At 39.5% G+C, this 21,458-nt stretch carries 16 protein-coding genes and 4 pseudogenes; 5 read left to right on the forward strand and 15 right to left on the reverse strand.

The genetic code is table 11. The features are described from left to right. Positions 1-20 precede the first annotated feature (20 nt). The 3 genes and pseudogenes from D2C78_05925 to mqnE form a co-directional block, all read right to left on the reverse strand. Positions 21-1,171, reverse strand: a pseudogene (locus tag D2C78_05925) (dehypoxanthine futalosine cyclase). Further along, positions 1,083-3,802: pseudogene (gene bamA / locus D2C78_05930) on the reverse strand (outer membrane protein assembly factor BamA). Before bamA ends, D2C78_05925 begins: the two co-directional pseudogenes overlap by 89 nt. A gap of 82 nt (positions 3,803-3,884) precedes the next feature. Then, positions 3,885-4,967: an aminofutalosine synthase MqnE gene (gene mqnE / locus D2C78_05935; GenBank protein ID QEF35827.1), complete on the reverse strand. Its 1,083-nt coding sequence runs from the start codon at positions 4,965-4,967 to the stop codon at positions 3,885-3,887. A gap of 296 nt (positions 4,968-5,263) precedes the next feature. Between mqnE and D2C78_05940 the strand changes: the two genes are divergently transcribed. Genes D2C78_05940 through D2C78_05950 form a run of 3 tightly spaced genes read left to right on the forward strand, consistent with a single transcriptional unit; the run spans position 5,264 to position 7,774 of the window. After that, positions 5,264-5,767 carry a non-heme ferritin gene (locus D2C78_05940; protein ID QEF35445.1) on the forward strand — a complete coding sequence of 168 codons (504 nt, stop codon included), beginning with the start codon at positions 5,264-5,266 and terminating at the stop codon, positions 5,765-5,767. A gap of 14 nt (positions 5,768-5,781) precedes the next feature. Continuing rightward, on the forward strand, positions 5,782-6,405 hold the full coding sequence (gene serB, locus D2C78_05945; GenBank protein QEF35446.1) for a phosphoserine phosphatase SerB: 624 nt from the start codon (positions 5,782-5,784) through the stop codon (positions 6,403-6,405). Positions 6,406-6,442: 37 nt separating this feature from the next. Then, positions 6,443-7,774 (forward strand): fucosyltransferase, encoded by a 1,332-nt coding sequence (locus D2C78_05950; protein QEF35447.1) that lies wholly within the window; start codon positions 6,443-6,445, stop codon positions 7,772-7,774. Between the two features lie 8 nt (positions 7,775-7,782). Here the strand turns inward: D2C78_05950 and D2C78_05955 are convergent, their stop codons facing one another. From D2C78_05955 to D2C78_06005, 11 genes and pseudogenes are all read right to left on the reverse strand, one after another. Continuing rightward, positions 7,783-8,373, reverse strand: coding sequence for a uracil-DNA glycosylase (locus D2C78_05955; protein QEF35448.1), 591 nt, complete (start codon positions 8,371-8,373; stop codon positions 7,783-7,785). A gap of 44 nt (positions 8,374-8,417) precedes the next feature. Next, positions 8,418-9,824, reverse strand: coding sequence for an aspartate ammonia-lyase (aspA, locus tag D2C78_05960; protein QEF35449.1), 1,407 nt, complete (start codon positions 9,822-9,824; stop codon positions 8,418-8,420). 57 nt (positions 9,825-9,881) lie between these two features. Then, positions 9,882-11,150 carry a UDP-N-acetylglucosamine 1-carboxyvinyltransferase gene (murA, locus tag D2C78_05965; protein ID QEF35450.1) on the reverse strand — a complete coding sequence of 423 codons (1,269 nt, stop codon included), beginning with the start codon at positions 11,148-11,150 and terminating at the stop codon, positions 9,882-9,884. A gap of 2 nt (positions 11,151-11,152) precedes the next feature. After that, positions 11,153-11,560, reverse strand: coding sequence for a hypothetical protein (locus D2C78_05970; protein QEF35451.1), 408 nt, complete (start codon positions 11,558-11,560; stop codon positions 11,153-11,155). 11 nt (positions 11,561-11,571) lie between these two features. Further along, positions 11,572-12,393 (reverse strand): UTP--glucose-1-phosphate uridylyltransferase, encoded by an 822-nt coding sequence (gene galU, locus D2C78_05975; protein QEF35452.1) that lies wholly within the window; start codon positions 12,391-12,393, stop codon positions 11,572-11,574. Further along, positions 12,390-14,072 carry a lytic transglycosylase domain-containing protein gene (locus D2C78_05980; protein ID QEF35453.1) on the reverse strand — a complete coding sequence of 561 codons (1,683 nt, stop codon included), beginning with the start codon at positions 14,070-14,072 and terminating at the stop codon, positions 12,390-12,392. The genes galU and D2C78_05980 overlap by 4 nt, the downstream gene beginning before the upstream one ends. 8 nt (positions 14,073-14,080) lie before the next feature. Continuing rightward, positions 14,081-14,374: a YggT family protein gene (locus D2C78_05985; protein QEF35454.1), complete on the reverse strand. Its 294-nt coding sequence runs from the start codon at positions 14,372-14,374 to the stop codon at positions 14,081-14,083. Next, on the reverse strand, positions 14,371-15,693 hold the full coding sequence (locus D2C78_05990; protein QEF35455.1) for a glutamate--tRNA ligase: 1,323 nt from the start codon (positions 15,691-15,693) through the stop codon (positions 14,371-14,373). The genes D2C78_05985 and D2C78_05990 overlap by 4 nt, the downstream gene beginning before the upstream one ends. A 170-nt stretch (positions 15,694-15,863) precedes the next feature. Next, positions 15,864-16,515: pseudogene (locus D2C78_05995) on the reverse strand (NAD(P)H-dependent oxidoreductase). 1 nt (position 16,516) lies between these two features. After that, on the reverse strand, positions 16,517-17,374 hold the full coding sequence (locus D2C78_06000; GenBank protein ID QEF35456.1) for an NAD(P)-dependent oxidoreductase: 858 nt from the start codon (positions 17,372-17,374) through the stop codon (positions 16,517-16,519). A 14-nt stretch (positions 17,375-17,388) separates the two neighbouring features. Beyond that, positions 17,389-19,113: pseudogene (locus D2C78_06005) on the reverse strand (polynucleotide adenylyltransferase). Between the two features lie 62 nt (positions 19,114-19,175). On the opposite strand from D2C78_06005, the gene queC reads away from it, so the two are divergent. Then, positions 19,176-19,853, forward strand: a complete 678-nt coding sequence (queC, locus tag D2C78_06010) for a 7-cyano-7-deazaguanine synthase QueC (protein ID QEF35457.1) — start codon at positions 19,176-19,178, stop codon at positions 19,851-19,853. 238 nt (positions 19,854-20,091) lie between these two features. On the opposite strand, the gene D2C78_06015 is transcribed toward queC, so the two are convergent. Next, the gene (locus D2C78_06015) at positions 20,092-20,826 is read right to left on the reverse strand and encodes an outer membrane beta-barrel protein (protein ID QEF35458.1); all 735 of its coding nucleotides are present in this window, start codon (positions 20,824-20,826) and stop codon (positions 20,092-20,094) included. A 158-nt stretch (positions 20,827-20,984) separates the two neighbouring features. Here D2C78_06015 and D2C78_06020 point away from each other — a divergent pair, with 158 nt between their 5' ends. Further along, positions 20,985-21,437 carry a hypothetical protein gene (locus D2C78_06020; protein ID QEF35459.1) on the forward strand — a complete coding sequence of 151 codons (453 nt, stop codon included), beginning with the start codon at positions 20,985-20,987 and terminating at the stop codon, positions 21,435-21,437. The last annotated feature ends 21 nt before the right edge of the window (positions 21,438-21,458 follow it).

Raw genomic sequence — 21,458 nt, forward strand, 5'->3', positions numbered from 1 at the left:
TTAAAATTTTTTCATGCTCTTTATACCTTTGCTTTAGCCGGATAACGCTTTAAGATTTCATAGGCGGTGTTTCGTTTAGCCGCCACGCTCCCAATGTCTTCAATAAGCTCTATCATTCCCGCTTCATTCATGCAAAAACTCGTTCCGGCCGCTTTCACTACATTTTCTTCCATCATCACACTCCCTAAATCATTCGCTCCAAACAATAAAGCTAACTGCCCTATCATAGAGCCTTGAGTAACCCATGAGCTTTGTATGTTTTGAATGTTATCCAAAAAATCCTACTGCATGCCAAATAGCGTAAATACCGATTGGAACTCGCTTTTTTAATGCTAGGGATTTCTTCTTTTAATGGGGTGTTGTTGGGCTGAAAACTCCATAAAATAAAAGCCCTAAAGCCGCCGGTTTCATCTTGCAAATCGCGCACCCTTTGTAAATGCTCCACCACATCTTCTTCATTATCCACGCTCCCAAACATCATGGTAGCCGTGCTTTTAATCCCGCAAAGATGGGCCATTCTATGCACTTCAATCCAGCGATCACTGCTCAATTTTTTAGGAGCGATCACATCGCGCACCCTATCGCTTAATATTTCTGCTCCCGCTCCTGGAATGGAGCTTAAACCGGCGTTTTTCAACCTTTCTAAAACTTCTTTTAAAGACAATTTAGAGATTTTAGAAATGTAATCAATTTCAACCGCGCTAAAACCATGAATGGTAATGGTGGGGAATTTTTGAGCGATATGGCTGACTAAATTTTCATAATAGTCTATTTTGAGCTGCGGGTGCACCCCCCCTTGAAAAAGGATCTGCGTGCCGCCAATGGCCAGTAATTCTTCAATCTTTTGATCAATTTCTTCATAGCTCAACACATAGGCGTCTTTTTCTTTCAGGGTGCGTTTGAACGCGCAAAACTTGCAATCCACAAAACAAATATTGGTGTAATTGATATTCCTATCCACAATAAAAGTCGTCAAGTTTTCAGGGTGCAAGCGCTGCTTGATTTCTAAAGCTTTTTGCCCTAATTCTTTCAAGGGCGCGTTTTTCATTAGATCTAAAATTTCTTCTCTGTTAATGCGCATTTTAAAACCTTGTTCCCATAGAAAATTCAAAGTGTTGCGTGTAATCGTCCATGTTAGGGTTGAAGCATAGCCCTTTGCATTTTTTGCCATTGCCATCGCCCCATTGGTTGAAAAACGCTATAGGGAAAATCAACACCAAAGGCCCCATGGGCGAAATCCATTCAATCTGTAAGCCTGTAGAAGCCCTCCAAGTCGCTCTTTCAAACCCAGCCCCTATCACGCCATAATCTTTAAAATTCGCTGTCGTGAAGGGAGCGTTATAGAAGAAACTCCCCCTAGTTGGGGTTTTAAAGGTTAAGAAACCAAAGTCAAAAAACCACGCTAAGCGCATTTTAGCCGCTTTCAACACCCCATAGCTCAATTCAGTAGAAGCGGTAAAAATCCCATCGCCTCCAAGCCACAAGCCAAACTCATCTTTAGGCGTAACTGAGCCGTTCCTAAAGCCTCTCACCGTGGTCACGCCCCCCATGTAGAAAGTGGAGTTTAAGGGCAAGTAATCATCGGTGTTATACCTAAAGATATAACCCCCTTGCGTTTTAAAGCGAGCGATCAAATCTATCAATAAATATTTTTGCAAATGGTGGTAAGCGGCGAATTTACCATAGACTTTGGTATTACGGACATTCCCGCCTAACCCGTTCCAAGAATTGAGCGTGCCAGAGCTTGGCAAGCCAGACATTGTCGCATAGGAATTAAAGATAACCCCATTTCTAGGGAAATAATAATCATCGGTGTTGTCATAGCTCACATCAAGAGTGAAAGAGCTGGTGATAGGCGTGTGGTAATCCCTATCCCAAATACCTTTTATTTCTGGTGAAGTGGTGATCGCTCCAGGACTAGAACAGCTTTCAGGTTGTAAGGGGGTTTTACCGCCTGATAAGCGGTTGATAATCACTGATGCGGGGGTAGAACATTGCCTTGGAGAAACCACTTCATTAACAGAGGAATAGTAGCGGTTGTATAAAGGGCTGCTGAAACCAAGGAGCTTGGTAACGTTCAAGTTATACCCTAAGCTCACATGGGTTCTGTTACCCAGCATGCGCCCAATATTCACCCCAAAGCCCCCGCCTTGTTGGATGTATTGGTAGCTTATCCTGTAATCCGCATAAAGATTGATCGTAGAGCTATACCAGCTGTCAAAAATCCTTGGATTAGTCAAGCTCAAATTCCCGGCAAACATACGCCCCGCTCCTTTTGGCATGCCCGGATAAGATCTACCCCCCCTGTAGCGATGTTAGCATACAAGCTCATGCTTTGCCCTGTGCCAAAAAGATTCCTTTCGCTCACGCTCCCATTAAGCATAAGCCCTCCATAAGAGCCATAGCCTAACCCAAATTGCAACTGCCCGGTGCGCCCCTCTTCCACGCTCACTAACAAATCCATAAGCGAGCTATTCACCCTTTTTTCTTCAATTTTGACTTTAGAGAAAAACCCTAAACGCCTTAAAGAATTTTCGGAATTTCTCAGTTTGGTCAAGTTGTATTTATCCTTAGGCCCTAGTAACAATTCCCTTCTGATGATCCTATCGCTCGTGCGCTGGTTCCCTGAAATGATGACATCATTGATATACACCATATCGCCCACTTCAATACGATAAATGACTTTCACAAGCCCGTTTTTTTCATCTTTATCCAAGTCTGGCTTCACCACCGCAAACGCATAACCCTTGTCGGCGATTTCGGTTTTTAAAATTTGCGCATCCGCTCTTAAATGCTCAATATTAAAGACATCTTTCCTTTTAACTTTAAGCGCTTTTTCTAAGGTTTTTAAAGGGACTACCGGGTTGTCAATCTCTATTAAAATGTCTGAAATCCTGTATTGGATCCCCTCTTTGACTTTATAATGAAGCTTAGCGTCATGGGTAGAAAAATCCGTTTTCAAAAAAGGCGAAGAAATATGAGCGTCCAAATAACCCCTACGCATATACACATCTTGGATACGCATAGAATCGTATTCTAATTGATCTAAACGCAATTTCCCGTCATTCAAGCCCCACATCCAGCCCATGAAATCTCTTTGTTTGTTCGCGCTCAAAGATTCAATCATGCGGCGTTTTAATTTCGCGCTTCCCTCATAAATGGATTGTTTGATATAAATACTATCCCCCCTATTCACATCAAACACAATTAATAACGCGCCCTCACTGACCTTTTCTGTGCGTACCTCCACCACGCTCCCATAATAGCCCTGCCCCTCTAAAGCTGTTTTTAAAGCCGTTTTAGCATGCTCTAATTTTTGCTCATCAAAGGTGTCGCCCTTTTTGATCCCCATTTGGGATTTTAAGCCGTCTTTTTCCTTTTCAGTCCCATAACCCTTGATTTCTACCCCGGCAATCCTGGCTTTTTCATCAAAATGAAACTCTAATATGCCGCCTTCAAAAGTGGCATAAACGTCTTTAAAATACCCTTGATTGAACAAAGCCAAAACAGCGGTGTCTATTTTTTTAGAATCCACAATATCGCCCACACGAATCTTTACAATTTCATTAGCGAGCATGTCAGACATGTAAGAAAGCCCAATATATGAAATGGACTTGACTTTCATTTCTTTAGGCGTTTGATTGGATTGGGGGGTTTCTTTTTGAGCTTCATTTCTTTGAGATTCTTGAGAGGCCTCTTTTGGTGGAGTCAAATCGTTTGGTTTAGAGCCGTCATTTTCTAAAGCTTCAACGCTGGTATTCATGCATGCGAAAACAAGAGAAGATAGAATAAATTTTTTAATACTGATTTCCTTAATAGATTTTAGCTTGAGTGTTGTTAGTAGCATTATTATAACTAATCATTCTTAAAAACGCTAAAAATTATTAAAATTTCTGTATAAAATTATACAAACTATCCCTTTCTACCGCAACAAAACCAGCGTCCTTGATTTTAAATACCAAATCTTCTTTTTCTAAACCATGCCGGCTCTTCGCGCCAGCCGCACTTTGAATGCTCTCTATTTCTATCGTGCCGTCTAAATCGTTAGCGCCAAATTCTTGAGCCACTAAAGCCAAATTTAAGCCCAAAGTCGCCCAATAAGCTTTAATGTGGGGGATATTGTTTAAAAGAATGCGGGATATGGCGATGGTTTTTAAGATTTCTATCGCGCTAGGGGATTTTTCCACTTTCAAATAATTGTTTTCTTTTTGGTACAACAAGGGGATAAAAGCGTTAAAACCCCCTTCTTTATTTTCTACTTTATTTTTAGGGCTTTGAATTTTTTTGATTCTTAGCATGTGATCGATGCGATGGATTTTATTTTCAATATGCCCAAAAAGCATGGTAGCGTTACTCATTTTGCCTAATTTGTGCCAATAAGCATGGATTTCTAACCACCGAGAAGATCCCACCTTACCCTTACAGATTTTACGCCTGATTTCTTCATCAAAAATCTCCGCCCCCCCACCAGGCATGGAATCCACCCCAGCTTTGAGCATGTCTTCTAACACGCTTTCAAAAGGTTTGTTGAATTTAACGCTTAAAAAATGCACTTCTGCAGCGGTCATGGCCTTTAGGTGTAAGTTAGGCATTTCTTGTTTGATGGTTTCAAACACCTTTAAATACCACTCATAGGAGTAATTAGGGTTATGAGCGCTCACAATATGGACTTCTTTAATCCCCTTGTTGTAGGAGTTTTTAACCTTTTCTAATATTTCTTCTAAGCTCATTTCATAAGGGTTAGGGTTTTTTCTGTGGGCTGAGAAAGCGCAAAATTTGCAAGCGTCCGCGCAAATATTACTAGGGTTTAAATGCCTATTGACATTAAAATACACGATTTTTTGGTGCATGTTCTGGCGCATGCAATCCGCTACTTCCCCTAGCGTGTATAAATCATAATCATAAAGCTTCACTAATTCTTTACTTTCAGTAACTTGATTGTCTAATACCTTTTCTAAAAAGTCCATGGTTAAATTGCCTTTCATTTTAAAGATAAACATTGTAGCATTTTTAGATTGAAGAATGCTTTTTATATATTATATAAAAATATCCCTTTTAATCCCCCCTATTGATACCAGCCCTTTTTTTGACCTAATTCTCATTAAATAGATTTTTATGATAAAATCTAAGCTTTATCAAGCCATTAGCTGGCGTTCTTTCTCATTTTTATAAATTTTTAAAAATTTTCATACTCCTGTTTACTTTTTCATTATCATTTATGCTATAATTATGGGACAACTTAAACCAACACAAAGGAGATACTATGTTATCAAAAGACATCATTAAGTTGCTAAACGAACAAGTGAATAAGGAAATGAACTCTTCCAACTTGTATATGAGCATGAGTTCTTGGTGCTATACCCATAGCTTAGATGGCTCGGGGCTTTTCTTGTTTGACCATGCGGCTGAAGAATATGAGCATGCCAAAAAGCTTATCGTTTTCTTGAATGAAAACAATGTGCCTGTGCAATTGACCAGCATCAGCGCCCCTGAGCATAAGTTTGAAGGTTTGACTCAAATTTTCCAAAAGGCCTATGAACATGAGCAACACATCAGCGAGTCTATTAATAATATCGTTGATCACGCCATAAAAGGCAAAGATCATGCGACTTTCAATTTCTTGCAATGGTATGTGTCTGAACAGCATGAAGAAGAAGTGCTTTTCAAGGATATTTTGGATAAAATTGAGTTGATTGGTAATGAAAACCATGGCTTGTATTTGGCTGATCAGTATGTCAAAGGGATCGCTAAAAGCAGGAAATCTTAATTTTAGGGTATTGGGTGCAAAAACTAGCCGTTTTTGATTTTGACTCCACGCTAGTCAATGCTGAGACGATTGAGTCTTTAGCGAGGGCGTGGGGGGTGTTTGATGAAGTGAAAACAATCACTTTGAAAGCTATGAATGGCGAGACAGATTTTCATAAAAGTCTTATTTTAAGGGTTTCTAAACTCAAAAACATGCCCTTAAAACTAGCCAAAGAAGTTTGTGAAAGTCTGCCTTTATTTGAGGGGGCGTTTGAACTCATTAGCGCCTTAAAAGAGAAAAATTACAAGGTGGTTTGCTTCAGCGGAGGCTTTGATTTAGCGACCAATCATTACAGGGATTTATTGCATTTAGATGCGGCTTTCAGTAACACGCTGGTAGTGGAAAATGACGCCTTAAACGGCTTGGTTACGGGGCATATGATGTTTTCACACTCTAAGGGCGAAATGTTGCTCGCTTTACAACGCTTGTTGAATATCAGTAAAGATCGCACTTTAGTCGTGGGCGATGGAGCGAATGACTTGAGCATGTTCAAACATGCCCACATTAAAATCGCTTTCAACGCTAAAGAAATCCTAAAACAGCACGCCACGCATTGCATTGATGAGCCTGATTTAGCCCTAATCAAGCCTTTGATTTAAAAAATTTTTTTTGTAAAATTCCTTTAAAAGGATAACCATGTTTCAGCCCCTATTAGACGCTTATACAGACAGCACCCGTTTAGATGAAACCGATTATAAGCCCCCATTAAATATAGCCCTAGCGAATTGGTGGCCTTTAGATAAAAGAGAAAGCAAAGGGTTTAGAAAAAAATTTATTTTACATTTCATCTTAAGCCAGCATTACACAATCACTTTACACCGAAACCCTGATAAACCTGCGGACATCGTTTTTGGTAACCCCCTTGGATCAGCCAGAAAAATCCTATCCTATCAAAACACTAAACGAGTGTTTTACACCGGTGAAAATGAAGTCCCCAATTTCAACCTCTTTGATTACGCCATAGGCTTTGATGAATTGGACTTTAGAGATCGTTATTTGAGAATGCCTTTATATTATGATAGGCTACACCATAAAGCCGAGAGCGTGAATGACACCACTGCGCCTTACAAGATTAAAGACAACAGTCTTTATGCTTTAAAAAAACCCTCCCATCATTTTAAAGAAAACCACCCCCATTTATGCGCAGTGGTGAATGATGAGAGCGATCCTTTGAAAAGAGGGTTTGCGAGCTTTGTCGCAAGCAACCCTAACGCCCCTATAAGGAACGCTTTCTATGACGCTTTAAATTCTATAGAGCCAGTTACTGGGGGAGGGAGCGTGAAAAACACTTTAGGCTATAACGTCAAAAACAAGAGCGAGTTTTTAAGCCAATACAAATTCAACCTGTGTTTTGAAAACACTCAAAATTATGGCTATGTAACTGAAAAAATCATTGACGCTTATTTCAGCCACACCATTCCTATTTATTGGGGGAGTCCTAGCGTGGCGCAAGATTTTAACCCTAAGAGTTTTGTAAACGTTTGTGATTTTAAAAACTTTGATGAAGCGATTGATTACGTGAGATACTTGCACACGCACCCAAACGCCTATTTAGACATGCTCTATGAAAACCCTTTAAACACCCTTGATGGGAAAGCTTACTTTTACCAAGATTTGAGTTTTAAAAAAATCTTAGATTTTTTTAAAACGATTTTAGAAAACGATACGATTTACCACAAATCCTCAACATCTTTCATGTGGGAGCGTGATCTGCATAAGCCGTTAGTATCCATTGATGATTTGAGGGTTAATTATGATGATTTGAGGGTTAATTATGATGATTTGAGAATTAATTATGATGATTTGAGAATTAATTATGATGATTTGAGAATTAATTATGAGCGCCTTTTACAAAACGCTTCACCTTTATTAGAACTCTCTCAAAACACCTCTTTTAAAATCTATCGCAAAGCTTATCAAAAATCCTTACCCTTGCTATGCGCCATAAGGAAGTGGGTTAAAAAATAAGGTGCATTTTAAGACTGATTAAGAAATTGGAGTGCTATTTTAAAATGTGCTAACGCTTCTTTTTTGAGCGTGGGGTTTTTGAGCATGTCTTCTAAAGCATGGGTGCTTAAAAAATGTTTGGTTTTTAAAGACACGATGCGCCCAAAGGATTCTTCTTTAGAAAGGTTTAAAAGGCGTCTGGGCAAAATCTCGCCAAATACCACAATGACTTTTGAAGCGCTGTTGTCTAATTGCCAAATTAAATGGGGCAGGCATGCGTTGATTTCTTCTTCTAAATTAAGGCTGTTAGAGTCGCATTTAAGGAGCGATAAAATACTGCAATCTTTTAAGGGGTAGTTAAAAACCTTTTGGATAATGCTCTCTAACATGACCGCTTTTAAATTGTTTAAGAAATGTAATTGGCTATCCAGCATGGGGGTTAGCGTGATGAAAGCGAGCTTGGAAGTGGGGTTAAAAAGCCCGATCACCGGTTTTGAATGTTGGTGGCGTTTGCACAGATTGCAATTTTCTATACCCTCATGAACTTGTTTGTTAAGGGGTTTATTTTGGGGCTTTATAAGGCTAATATCCGTATAAGTTTCGCCTAAAAGACGCTCCATATAAAGGGAGCGTAAAGTTTGAAGGCGTGAGTGTTGCAAAGCGTTCAGTCTTTATGCTTTTTGAAAGCGTGAGGGCTTAGCATGTTTTCTGGCTTGAAAATATCGTCCAGTTGTTCTTTAGTTAAGATTTTCTTTTCTAAAGCGATGTCATAGATAGAGCGATCGCTTTTTAAGGCTTCTTTGGCGATCATAGCGGATTTTTCATAGCCGATATGAGGGTTTAGCGCGGTAACAATGCCAATGCTGTTGAAGACATAATCGTGGCAAATCTTTTCATTAGCCGTGATGCCTTCCACGCATTTAGTCGTTAAAGTTTCAATCGCACGCCCTAAAATCACAAAGGAATGGAAAAGCTTGTAAGCGATAACCGGCTCAAACACATTGAGTTGCAATTGCCCTCCTTCTGCGGCTAACGCCACGCTCAAATCGTTCCCAATCACCGCAAAGCACACCTGATTGACCACTTCAGGGATCACCGGATTGACTTTACCCGGCATGATAGAGCTGCCCGGCTGCATTTTAGGCAAATTGATTTCATTCAACCCGGCTCTAGGGCCTGAGCTGAGTAGCCTAAGATCGTTACAAACTTTAGAAAGTTTGACCGCAATACGCTTTAACACCCCACTCACTTGCACATACGCTCCCGTGCTTTGAGTGGCTTCTATCAAATTGTTAGCCATGACAAAGGGGCGGCCCGTTACTTCTTGGATTTTCTTTTCAATCAAACTGCGATAATCCGGGTGCGAATTGATCCCTGTGCCAATAGCCGTGCCGCCTAAATTAAGCTCTCTTACCCAATTCCTAGCGTCTAAAACCTGCTCAATATCCCTATCAACCATCAAGGCATAAGTTTCAAACTCTTGACCTAAAGTCATAGGCACAGCGTCTTGAAGCTGGGTGCGCCCCATTTTAATCACATGGGAAAATTCCTTAGCTTTTTGAGCGAAAGCGTCCCTTAAAGCCTTCATGGGAGCGACTAAATTACTCAAACGCTCATAAATAGCGATTTTTAACGCGCTAGGATAAGCGTCATTAGTGGATTGAGAGCGATTGACATGGTCGTTTGGGTGGCAAAATTGATACTCGCCCTTTTGATGCCCCATGTATTCTAAAGCCAAATTAGCAATCACTTCATTCATGTTCATGTTCGTGCTCGTGCCAGCCCCCCCTTGAATCATATCCACAATGAATTGATCATGGTATTTGCCATCAATCAACAAATCGCACGCATGGCAAATCGCAATCTTAAGCTTTTCATCAATCAAGCCTAATTGCGCGTTCGCTAAAGCGGCCGCTTTTTTGACTTGAGCAAAAGATTTAATAAAAACAGGATAACTGCAAAGCTTGTCGTTGGTGATGAAAAAATTTTCACTCGCTCTTAAAGTTTGGATCCCGTAATAAACCTCGTCGCTAATTTCCATTTGCCCAATGAAATCATGCTCAATACGCATAAAAGCTCCTTATGTAATAATTGAAAAATATTCTAGCTATTGTAACCAAATCTTGGATTATTTTTCTTTTAAACGCAACACTTTTGCCCCTAAAGCGTTGATTTTATCCTCTAATCTCTCATAACCCCTATCCAAGTGGTAAATCCTATGCACCCTACTCACCCCCTTAGCCACTAAAGCGGCTAAAACGAGAGCCGAAGAAGCCCTTAAATCCGTCGCCATCACATCGCTTCCGGTAAGCTCTGTGGATCCGCTAATGGTAGCCACATTCGTTTTTAGGCTAATACTAGCCCCCAAGCGTTGCAATTCGCTTGCATGCATGAAGCGGTTTTCAAAAAGCGTTTCTTCAATGATACTAGTCCCCAAACACTGCGTGGCTAATGCCATGAATTGCGCTTGCATGTCTGTGGGAAAGCCCGGGTATTCTTTCGTGGTGATTTCAAAGGCTTGGCGTTGTTTGGCCGGGTAAATTTCTATAGAATTTTCTTGAATGTCTAGTGAAAAACCAATTTCTATGAGCTTATCGGTGATCGCTTGAATATGGTTAGGGATGATATGATTGATTTTAAGCTGGCTGTTAGTGATAGCCCCCACACACAAATAAGTGCCTGCTTCAATCCTATCCGGTATGATTTGAATGTCTTTTAAATTCAAAGCGTCGCTTTCTACCCCCCTAATCTTTAGCTCGCTGCTGCCAACGCCCTCAATTTCTACGCCTCCGCTTTGTAAAAACGCGCACAATTGAGCGATTTCTGGCTCTTTAGCGGCGTTAATGATGCGCGTGATCCCTTTAGCTAAACTTGCTGCCATGAGGGCGTTTTCTGTGCCTGTAACGCTGATTTTATCAAATAAAATATCATTCCCTTTCAAGCCTTTAGGGGCTTTTGCGTGGATATAGCCTTGCTCAATTTTGATTTCAGCCCCTAATTGTTGCATCGCTTTTAAGTGCAAATCCACAGGCCTTGCTCCTATAGCGCACCCACCGGGCAAACTCACCAAGCATTCTTTAAAGCGCACTAATAAAGGGCCTAACACCAAAATGGAAGCGCGCATTTTACGCACCAAATCGTAAGTGGCTTCGGTGTGGTGCAGGGATTTAGCGCTGAGTTGGAGCGTGTGGGGGTTAAGCCATTCTAATTCTGCGCCTAAATTTTGCAACAATAACGCCATCGCCTTTATATCCACCACTTGGGGCAAGGATTTGATTTTGACTTCTTGGCGGCTTAAAAGCGTGGCAGCTAAAATGGGGAGTGCAGAGTTTTTCGCCCCTGAAATTTCTACCTCTCCTTTTAAAGGGACTTGTCCTACAATCTCTAAAAAGTCCAATTCTATCCTTTTTCTTTTTTATTCTTAAGGGCTAAGCCGGTAGCGTTAGCGATTTTTTGTTGGTAATTGGGGTTAGCGTTTTCTAATTCTTGCCCAAAATTAATAGCGTCTTCTAATTCAAAAAATTCTGAAGCGACTAAGTTTTGGATCGTTTCTAGCCACAGAGTTTCTTTGTCTTTAGGGCAGATTTTAAAACGCTCATTGAAGCGGTTTTTCAGTTTTTCTAAAGCTGGCACGCTTTGAAGGTTTTTGATTTGTTCGTTTAAATTTTCTAAAGAGAGGCTTTTATTAGGAATATTTTGCTTTAAGGGGGGGCGAGTAAGCCTCCAAGCAAGCCCCACCAATAACACAGGCAACAGGCATACAAAGAGGATCAAATACATGTAAGCGTAATAAGTCAAATTGCCCATGTTGATAAGATTTATAAGCGTTTTTTATAATAAGCGTTACTCGCTTCAATATAGCCTTCCACGCTCCCGCAATCGTATCGCTTGCCTTTGAATTGGTAAGCGATGATGCGTTTTCTTTTGGCTTGAGTGCGTAAAGCGTCTGTGATTTGGATTTCATTGTTTTTACCCGGTTTAGTCTCACGCAAAATATCAAAAATATCCGGGGTTAAAATGTAGCGCCCTATCACGGCCAGATTGCTTGGGGCGTCTTCTTGGCTTGGTTTTTCCACCATGTCTTTAATCTCATACACCCCCTCTTCTAACAATTCGCCCCTAATCACGCCGTATTTTGAAACTTCTTCTAACGCCACTTCTTCAATGGCTACAATGGAGCATTGGTATTTTTGATACAATGAAGTCATTTGCTTTAACACGCTTGGGTGATCATGGCTTATGCATAAGTCATCGGCTAAAATCACCGCAAAAGGCTCATTGCCTATGAGGGCTTCCCCGGTTAAAATCGCATGCCCTAAGCCTTTCATTTGCTTTTGGCGCACATAAGAAAAACAGCATTTTTCTATAATGTTACGAATGCTTTTTAAGGCGTTTTCTTTGTTGGTGCCTTGGATTTGATGCTCTATTTCATAGCTCGTGTCAAAATAATCTTCTAAACTGCGTTTATTCCTGCCCGTAACGATCGCCATCACTTCACAGCCCGCTTCCATCGCTTCTTCCACAGCGTATTGGATCAAAGGCTTATCCACAATGGGCAGCATTTCTTTAGGAATGGTTTTAGTGATCGGTAAAAAGCGCGTGCCATAGCCAGCGGCAGGAAAAAGGCATTTTTTAATCATGGTTTGTCCTTTGAGTTAAGAGTTTGTTCTAAAAACGCATCAATAGGGATGAAATTCCCAAAAATTTCTTGATAAATCAAGTAATTGAGCATGACCCTAAAGCCATACATGCGAGTCTCGCTATAAGGCATAAGCTCCATGCTAAGCCATGGCTCAAAATGATTTTTTTCTTTAAATCGTTTGGAGCTTTCCAACCACCTCCTTAAAAACCCAGGCCCAGCGTTATAGGCGTAGGCGACAAAAAGGGGGTGGTTGAATTCTTTTTTCAAATGGTTCAAGTAATAATTACCAAATTTGAGAGCGATATTGGGGTTAAACATGTCGTTTAGATCAACATTATCCATGCCAAGGCTTTTAGCGAAAGGCCCTACATTAAAGGGCATGATTTGCATAAGCCCTAGAGCAAAGGAGCGAGAGATTAAAGCTGGGAGCAAGAAGCTTTCTTGCCTAGCGATCGCATACGCCATAGCCCTTTCATCTGTATTTTGCCACTCAATAATGCCCTCATAAGGGGATAAATAATAATAAATCTTGTCTTTATTGCGTTGGCTTAAAAGGTAAGTCAATTCAGGAGCGCTTTTTTCATAATACAAGCTTTTTAGCATCGCATTAAACGCGCTCTCATCTTTCAAACTCAAAGTTTTTTCCTTAAAAATTTGCCATAAAAAAGGGTCATGCGTGTTAAAAGGAGGGTCTTCTTGGCTTAAATTCTGGATGCGAGAAATGATGCGATAACTGGGCGTGGTTTTGAGTTTGCGGCTCGCATAAAGGCTATAGAGGTTTAGGGCTGGGCTTTGTGAAAGGCGCTCCAAAGTTTTTTTCTTTTTAGAGGCTAAATACTGCCAAAAAATCGCTCTGTCTTTTGAAAAATCATCGTCCTTGACAACCGCTTCTGAGCGTTCAAAATACTTGAGCGCTTTAGAAGTTTTTTTGTGCAAGATTTCGTTAATCCCTAGGATAAAAAAGGTTTGCGCGTTGTTTTGGGTGGCGTTACTTTTAGCGAGAGCGTCTTTAAAATGATCCAATTTAGGATCTAAGATGACTTGATAGATCAAGCGGTTAAACGCCGGGTAATTTTCATCTAAAAGGCGGTTTAACTCTTTAATCGGGATATGCTCTTCAAAAATTTGAAGCTTTTTTTCATAACTCAAATGGTTAAAGAGCGCGCTAAACACTTGCGCGTTAGCCTTAAACAAAGAAGCGCTCACATGCTTACTTTGCAAGATTTCTAATTCTTCATAAAGAATGGGGTAAGCCTCTTTGATTTTTTCTTGTAAAGGTTTAAAGGTTTGAAGGGGGATTTTATCAAAATCTCTGATTTTTGATTTTAAAGCGATAGCGATACAGCTTGCTTGGAAAGTGTCTGTTGTTTCTAACATGCTTTCTAGGGTAATTTGCTTGCAATAAATATCTTCAGGCAATTTAACATCAGGGGTTTTATCTGAATTTTCTACGCCTTTTTCTTGCATGGCTTTTTGTAGGGCGCTGTTTTTATTTTGGGTCAATTCATAGGCTTTTTTAGCGTTTTCTAAAGTGGTTTTTTTATCGCTAATATAACGCCATAAATAATAATCCCTAACAATCCCGGCGGGCTTTTTTTCTAAATCCTTTAAATCCAACTCGGTTTGAGAAAAACCAACGCCAAGTGCACCGATAAAAAATAACATAAAAAAACGCATGATTTTCTTTAGAGGCTTTTGGCGAGCGCAAAAAGCCATTGGATGAGGGTTAAATCTAAAAATTTCAACACAATGACCACCACTAAAGGAGAAAAATCCAACCCGTTAAACACCAACTTGAATCTAGAGCGTAAAAAATAAAACACCGGCTCACACAAACGAGCGAGGATTTGCACGATGGGGTTATTAGGGTTAGGCTGCACGAAGCCGATAAGCGAATAAATGATCACTACCCACATGTAAATCGTAATGAGCGAGCTTAAAATCACCGCTACTGCGTTAAGGAGAGTGGAAAAGATCATGCTTTCAGCCTTAAAACTTCTTGAGAATGGCTTTGGATATAAGGGAAAATCAAAGGCAATTCAACGCCATGCGAGTTCCCAGTTAAAAGAATGCGCAAAGGTTTGAAAAAATCCTTACCCTTAAGCTGACTCAATCGCATGGCTTCTTTTTTAAAACTTTCAAAATCCTTATACGCTTGAAAATCCATGCCTTTTAGGGCGTTAAAAAGCGCTAAACAACGCTCTTTAAAATCTTCATTTTCGTAAGTTTTAACAATATCTTTTGGCTCTAAAAACAACGAAATTTTTTCTTTCAATTCTAAAAGCGTGCCGCATTCTTCTATTATAAACAATCTTAAAAGCCCTAAGAGGTTTTTATCTTTTATTGAAGTGAGTTCTAATAATTTTTCATCGTCTAAAAGCTTTAAATGCTCGTGGTTTAAGTGTTTTAAATATTTTAAATTAAAATGAGCCGGGGAATTAGAAAGATTTTCTAAACTAAACCATTCTATCGCTTCATCAAGGCTAAAAACTTCCTTAGGCACTTTATTACCGATAGTGATGAGGTAATTCGCAATCGCAACCGGTAAAAACCCTTGATTTAAAAGCCATTTCACGCTAGACGCTTCGTCTCTTTTGCTCATCTTTTTACCGCTTGTTTCATCTAAAATAATGGGCAAATGCGCATAAACAATCGGATCGTTTGAGCCTAAAGCTTGCTGGATTAAAATTTGTTTAGGGGTGTTACTCACATGATCTTCGCCTCTAATAATCAGACTGATTTTATAAAGCAAATCATCGCATGCGCAAGCGAAATTATAAGTAGGGCTTTTATCCTGTCTCAAAAGCACAAAAGAATCCAATTCATCAGGCTCAAATTTCACTTCTTTTTTAATCGCATCATTGAAAGACACCGCATGATTTGGGGCTTTTAAACGCACCACAGGGGCATGGTTTTTGTCTTTTTCTAAAGTGGCCCACTCGTCTAAATACCTGAAAGGGCGTTTCTCGTTTTTGGCTTTTTCTTTTTCTCTTTCTAAAAACTCCGTGCTCGCATAACAATAAAACGCTTTATTTTCTTTCAGTAATTTTTCCGCCATTTCTCTGTGGTAATCTATGTTATGGCTTTGATACACGAGCTTGTCCCAACTTACCCCCATAAGCTTTAAAATTTCTAAAATCTCTTGGTCTTTGCCTTCAATGTTACGCTCTTTGTCCGTGTCTTCAATGCGAATGAGAAAGGGTTTGTGTTGCTGTTTGGCCACAATGTAGTTGAAAATGGCTGCCCTTAAATTCCCTATGTGCATATCCCCTGTAGGCGAAGGCGCAAAACGAAGCATAAAAACCCTTTATTTAAAAATAGTTTTTGATTATACCTAAAGAATACTTAATTGTGCTTATGGAAAGTAGTTCTGTTTTTATCAAACATGAATAGGCATTATTCAAGAGATTAGTGCTTGGCTAACGCCAAGCTTTTTATGATCAATTATCAAAAAGCTAAAAGCGTTTTTTATTCAATCACTTCATAAATAACTTCTGTCTTCCAGCGGGTTTTAGGGGTGATTTCTTGATTGCGATAACCAAAACTAGCCATTACCGACACGCCAAATTCCGCCGTGTTCAGATAGCCTTTTTCCTCTAAATAAGCCTCCACTTTTGCTTGATCATACCCTTCAATCGGGCAAGAATCAATCCCTAACATGGCTGCTGCCATCATCATGTTCGCCATTTGGATATAAGTCTGCTTGCTAGCCCAATCAAACAAGGATCGTTCGTCAGTCAATTTCATATCATTCTCTTGGAAATTTTTGATGATTTGAGCGAACCTGGAATTGGTGTCATAATCCCTTTTCTTAACCTCATGCATCACTTTCTTAACGTAATCGCTGTCATAAGTAACGCCCTTTCGCGCAAGATAAATGACAAAATGGCTCGCTCCCTCTAAACTAGAAAGCCCCCCAGGCCATCGGTTTTAAATCCTCTTTCATGCGTTCATTTTTCAATAAAAGCATTTTCCATGGCTCAAGCCCAATTGAAGAAGGGGCTAACCTCCCCACTTCAACCAAAACTTCCCAATCTTTTTCAGAAATACGGCGATTGGGATCGTATTTTTTTGCAGCGAATCGTTGGTGCTGTAAAGCAATAATTTGTTCTCTGTCCATTTTAATGTTCTCCTTTTTCTAAATAATGATAAACGGCTGCCATATCCAATCCGCCTAAACCGGATTTTTCCGCCTGAGAATAAAGTTCTTGCACCTTGAATAAGAATGGCAATTCAATCGCCTCTCCTACTTCATTGTTAGCTAAACGAATGTCTTTGAGCATGAGTTTCAAACTGAAAGCGGCCGGATAGCTATCTTGTAGCCACATGCCTTTTTTAGCTTGAAAGAGAGGCGAATTCATGCCAGATTGGCCAATAATTTGTAAAAACAACTCTGCATCAACCCCTAAATGTTTGGCTAATAGCAAAGCTTCTGAATAAGCAACCCCCATTTGAGCCAAAAGGCTATTAATGGATAACTTGGCTCTTGCCCCTTGACCAACTTTTCCTAAATAAAAGGTTTGACTCCCTAAATGCGCCAAAACAGGTTTGAGTTGAGTAACCATCTCTTCTTCACCGGCTGCTAAAATCAATAACGCCCCGGCTTTGGCCGCGCCAACCGATCCTGAAACGGGCGCTTCAAGGTAAGTTACTTGATGCTTTTGAGCGGTTTTTTCTAAAGATAAGCTTTCCAAAGGGGCGATGGTGCTCATATTCACCACGATTTTTTCAGACATCTGTTCCCAAAATTTTGGTGCTAAAACAGCATCAATCGCCGTTTTATCCGAAAGCATGGTAAAAACCAGATCAACTTTAGCGGCCAAATCTATAGGGTTAGTATAAACCGCTACGCCCTTTTCTTTTAAGGGGGCTGCTTTGCTCTCTGTTCGGTTATAAACCGATACTTTTAAACCCGCATCGCACAAGCGAGTCGCCATAGGAGTTCCCATAGCCCCTAGTCCAATCCATCCGATTTTCATTCAATTCTCACTTATTAGCGTGAATACGCCACTAAACCATCTAACCAAGCTTGATGGCCATTTAGTATCGCATTAGGTACAGATTTCGCTAAAGCTTTAGCAGGGACTCCTGATTGGCTTTCTTGGGTTAAAATACGCACACGATGATTATCTAATTTTTCAACTAGCCATGCGTGATACACTTCAAGATACTCATCGCCTTTAGCTTCATTCCAACCTCTCCAAGCCAAACGCAGTATGGTGTCTTTCAATTCAAACTCTTCCACTTCTGCTTCCACTAAAAAGCCAAAAGTTTCAAAACAAAAACGAGTCTTGTCTTTAAGAATGGTATTGTCTTGATTATGCATGTGGACATTCCCTGAATTTTTGTAATACTTTTCCCAACAAGACGCGTCTCTTAAGTGTTGCACCACTTTATTAAAATCCAAACCTTTGACAATGACTTCATTGGACACAAAATTATCAGTCTCTCCTGGAATCCATTTTTCAGGCCATTGAATCGCATTCATCGTTATCATGTTTTCTCTGTTTTTAATTTTTTCTGCCTATTGGCGAATGATTTATAGCATCATTAGGTAAATAATGATCTTTAACCCATTTTATCAGCCATTCTAAAGCGTTATTTTTAGGATTTTCAATGACTAAATCTAAGCATGCGTTTAAAATTTCGCCAATTTGTTGGCGCCGGTAGCCTAAATTTTGAAGCGTCCCGCCCTTAAGGGCTAGGTGTTCTTTTTTAAAAGGCTCGTTAGCGTTAAATATTTCTTTTAATAAGCCTTTAATTTTTAAAGCGCGTTTGGGGTTTTTGAGCGCATAAAATTCCAAAGCCAAATTAAAAGGCTCTAAATCGTAGTTTTTCAATAAAAATTTTAATTCTGTTTTGTTATGAATATTTAAAAAAGCTTTATGGCATTCTTTAGCTTTTAAAAATAAAACACAAGTTTTTTTAGGGTAGCATAAATTTTCTAAACTTTTTTGGTGTTTAAAAAACCCTAACAATCTTAATTCCAGATTGAAAGGCGCGCTTTTTAAAAACCCTAAATCTTCTATTTTCTCTTGAATAACCAACTCTAAAATTTCTTGATATTCCTTAGCCACTTCATAGGCGTTTTTCCCCATAAGAAGCTTATTCAATTCGCTTTGTAAGCGCTCTTTGGAGAGGTGTTTTAACAAATCCTTACACGCAAAAATCGCTTCTTTGGTGCTTGGCGCTATCTTAAAGGCTAAAGTCGCGCTAAATCGCAACGCTCTTAAAATCCTTAAAGCGTCCTCAAAAAACCTTAGTCGCGCTTCCCCCACGCATTCAATCATTTGATTTTCAATCGCATTTTGCCCTTTGAAAGGATCAATAATCCCTTTTGTAGGGCTATAAGCGATCGCATTCATGCTAAAATCGCGCCGCTTTAAATCGTCTGTTAAACGAGCGCTAAAAACCAATTCTTTAGGCTTTCGGTGCTTGATATGCCCTTTTTCAATTCTAAAAGTTGTGATTTCATAGCTTTGATTGTTTTTAAGAACCGTGATCGTGCCATGCTTGATGCCGGTTTCTAGTACCCTAAAATGGCACTTTAAAAGAAGCTCTTTACTTTCATTCACTAAAGCGTTTGAGGTCAAATCGTAATCTTTGGGGGTAATGCCCATCAAACGATCGCGCACGCACCCCCTACCAAGTAAAGCTCATAGGGGGATTTTTCATAAATGTCAAACAATTCTTTTAATCCTTCTTCTAACTCAAACACGCTTTTTACTCTTAAAACTTCTTTGTGTTATTATATCTTTTTAGAATTTTTAAGGAATGTTGATGGAACAAGAAATTTGCGTGATCGGTTTTAGCGGCGGGCAAGACAGCACCACTTTAGCCGTATGGGCGAAAAAGCGTTTTAAAAAAGTCTGTTTAGTGGGGTTTGATTACGCGCAAAAACACTCTGTGGAATTAGAATGCGCTCAAAAAATCGCTTCTCTTTTACAACTCCCTTATGAAATCATCTCGTTAGATTTTTTAGAGAATATCACCCGCTCCGCGCTTTTTAAAAACTCTAACGATTTAATGGGGCATTCGCATGCGCAAAATAAAGATTTACCCAATTCTTTTGTGCCTAATCGTAACGCTATTTTTATCACCCTTTTGCATTCTTACGCGCAAAAACTAGGGGCTAGCAATATCGCTTTAGGGGTTTCGCAAGCGGATTTTAGCGGCTATCCGGATTGTAAAGAAGATTTTATTAAAAGCATCGAGCATGCCCTAAATTTAGGATCAAACACGGCGATTAAAATCCTAACGCCTTTAATGTTTTTGAATAAAGCGCAAGAATTTCAAATGGCTAAAGATTTAGGCGTCTTGGATTTAGTCATCAAAGAAACGCACACATGCTATCAAGGAGAGCGAAAGATTTTGCATGCTTATGGCTATGGCTGCGATGAATGCCCGGCATGCCAATTAAGAAAAAAAGGCTTTGAAGAGTTTCAAGCTAAGCTGTAAAAAATAATTTTTTAAAGAATGGGGTTTTTAAAACTTTGTTTTTATAATAAATTTCTTAAGAGAACAGGGGATTTTGAAATAATTCCCCCTACAACACCCAACTAAAACCCCTAACCCAAAAAGAGCGTTTTTTTAAGAGTTTGTCGCTTGATTAAGATCAAGCTGTTTTATATTTTTGTTTAAAAAATGCCTTTGAGCGTTTTTACAAAACAATCAAAGAGCGGTAAAAAGCGTGTTTTTAATGCCCTTTAAATGTATATGTATAATTGAGATAACCGCTCACCACTCTTCTAATATCGGACAAGAACAAATTGACTTCAAACGCTGGCACTTTAACCCCTACTTCAATACTAGAACCCCCAAGATACTTTCCAGCATAATATTTATCACGATTCCAACGAATGCCAAATTTCCCTTGTAACTGAAAAATAGTCGTAGCAGGAGAAAACCAAGTGCTAGCCCCTATGTTCACGCCAATAACAAACCCAGAAGAGCGTTTGACGATATAGTCTTTTAAGGAGTGTCGCTTATCTAGCTTATCGTTAGTCCAATTAATGAGCAAATCCGTATCAAAACCATAAGGTAAAAAAACAATTAAACCACCCCAACCACCCCCTATATAACCAACTTGGTAACCGAAAAAAAGAGAGTGCCTAAACCCTATAATCCTTTTTTTACCCAAAAAATATTTATACCCAAAGCTGATTTCACTGAGAAGACCGCCCGATCCACCAGAGAATGATATAGTGTTTGAATTTGGAGGATTGGACGAACTAGTTGATGGATTTTGTATGTTAAGTACATTAAACACATTTGCAAACACATTTGTATTGATTTTTTCTAAAATATAGCTTCCCCCTAATATGTCAGAACCTAAATAAAATCCGTCCCTTTCAGCGTGGAGCCAAAACGAGAGAGAGAGAGAGAGAGTAAGAGAGCTTTTTTCATGGTTTTTCCTTTTTTGGTTTAAGATTTGATATTATTTAAGTATTTTATCATAAAAATAAGATTTTAGTATGGGGTTTTAATGAAAAACAAAGTTAAAATGAAATAACCCTAAAAACCACCGCTTAACCAACATTAAATCAAAAACATGTTAATCTTTAGTTATTTTAAAATTTAGGAAAACCCATGCATCAAAACAATAAAACTTTTTTACCCAACCAATCCGCTCATCTTTCTAAAATCGTTCTTTTTTTAAACACCGGCTTTTTAGCCTATCTGTTAAGCGCTTGTGGGGCGAATGTGCCTATAGAAGAAGTGATAGTTAAAGATCCTAAAGAAACCAAAGCCCAAGAAGTCGCCAGAGAAGAAAACGCCATCCAGCAAGAAAACGCCATCATTGATGCACGCACCACGCCTTTAATCAATCGTTTCACTAATTATAACGCTTATGGCTCTCTAAACGGCTTTTACAATTCAGTGGATAACCTCAATTCGCCCATGCAAAACGGCATGTATGGAGGCTATTACATGCCTTATTATTACATGCCCTATGGTTTCATGCCTTATGGGTCAGGTCTTATGCCTTATGGGCCTTATGGGTATGGAGCGCCTGGATACTTCCCTTACGCTTTCTATTGATTGAGTGGCTTTAGCGTGCGT

The sequence above is a fragment of the Helicobacter pylori genome, from assembly GCA_008032935.1.
GTDB classification, from domain to species: domain Bacteria; phylum Campylobacterota; class Campylobacteria; order Campylobacterales; family Helicobacteraceae; genus Helicobacter; species Helicobacter pylori_CX.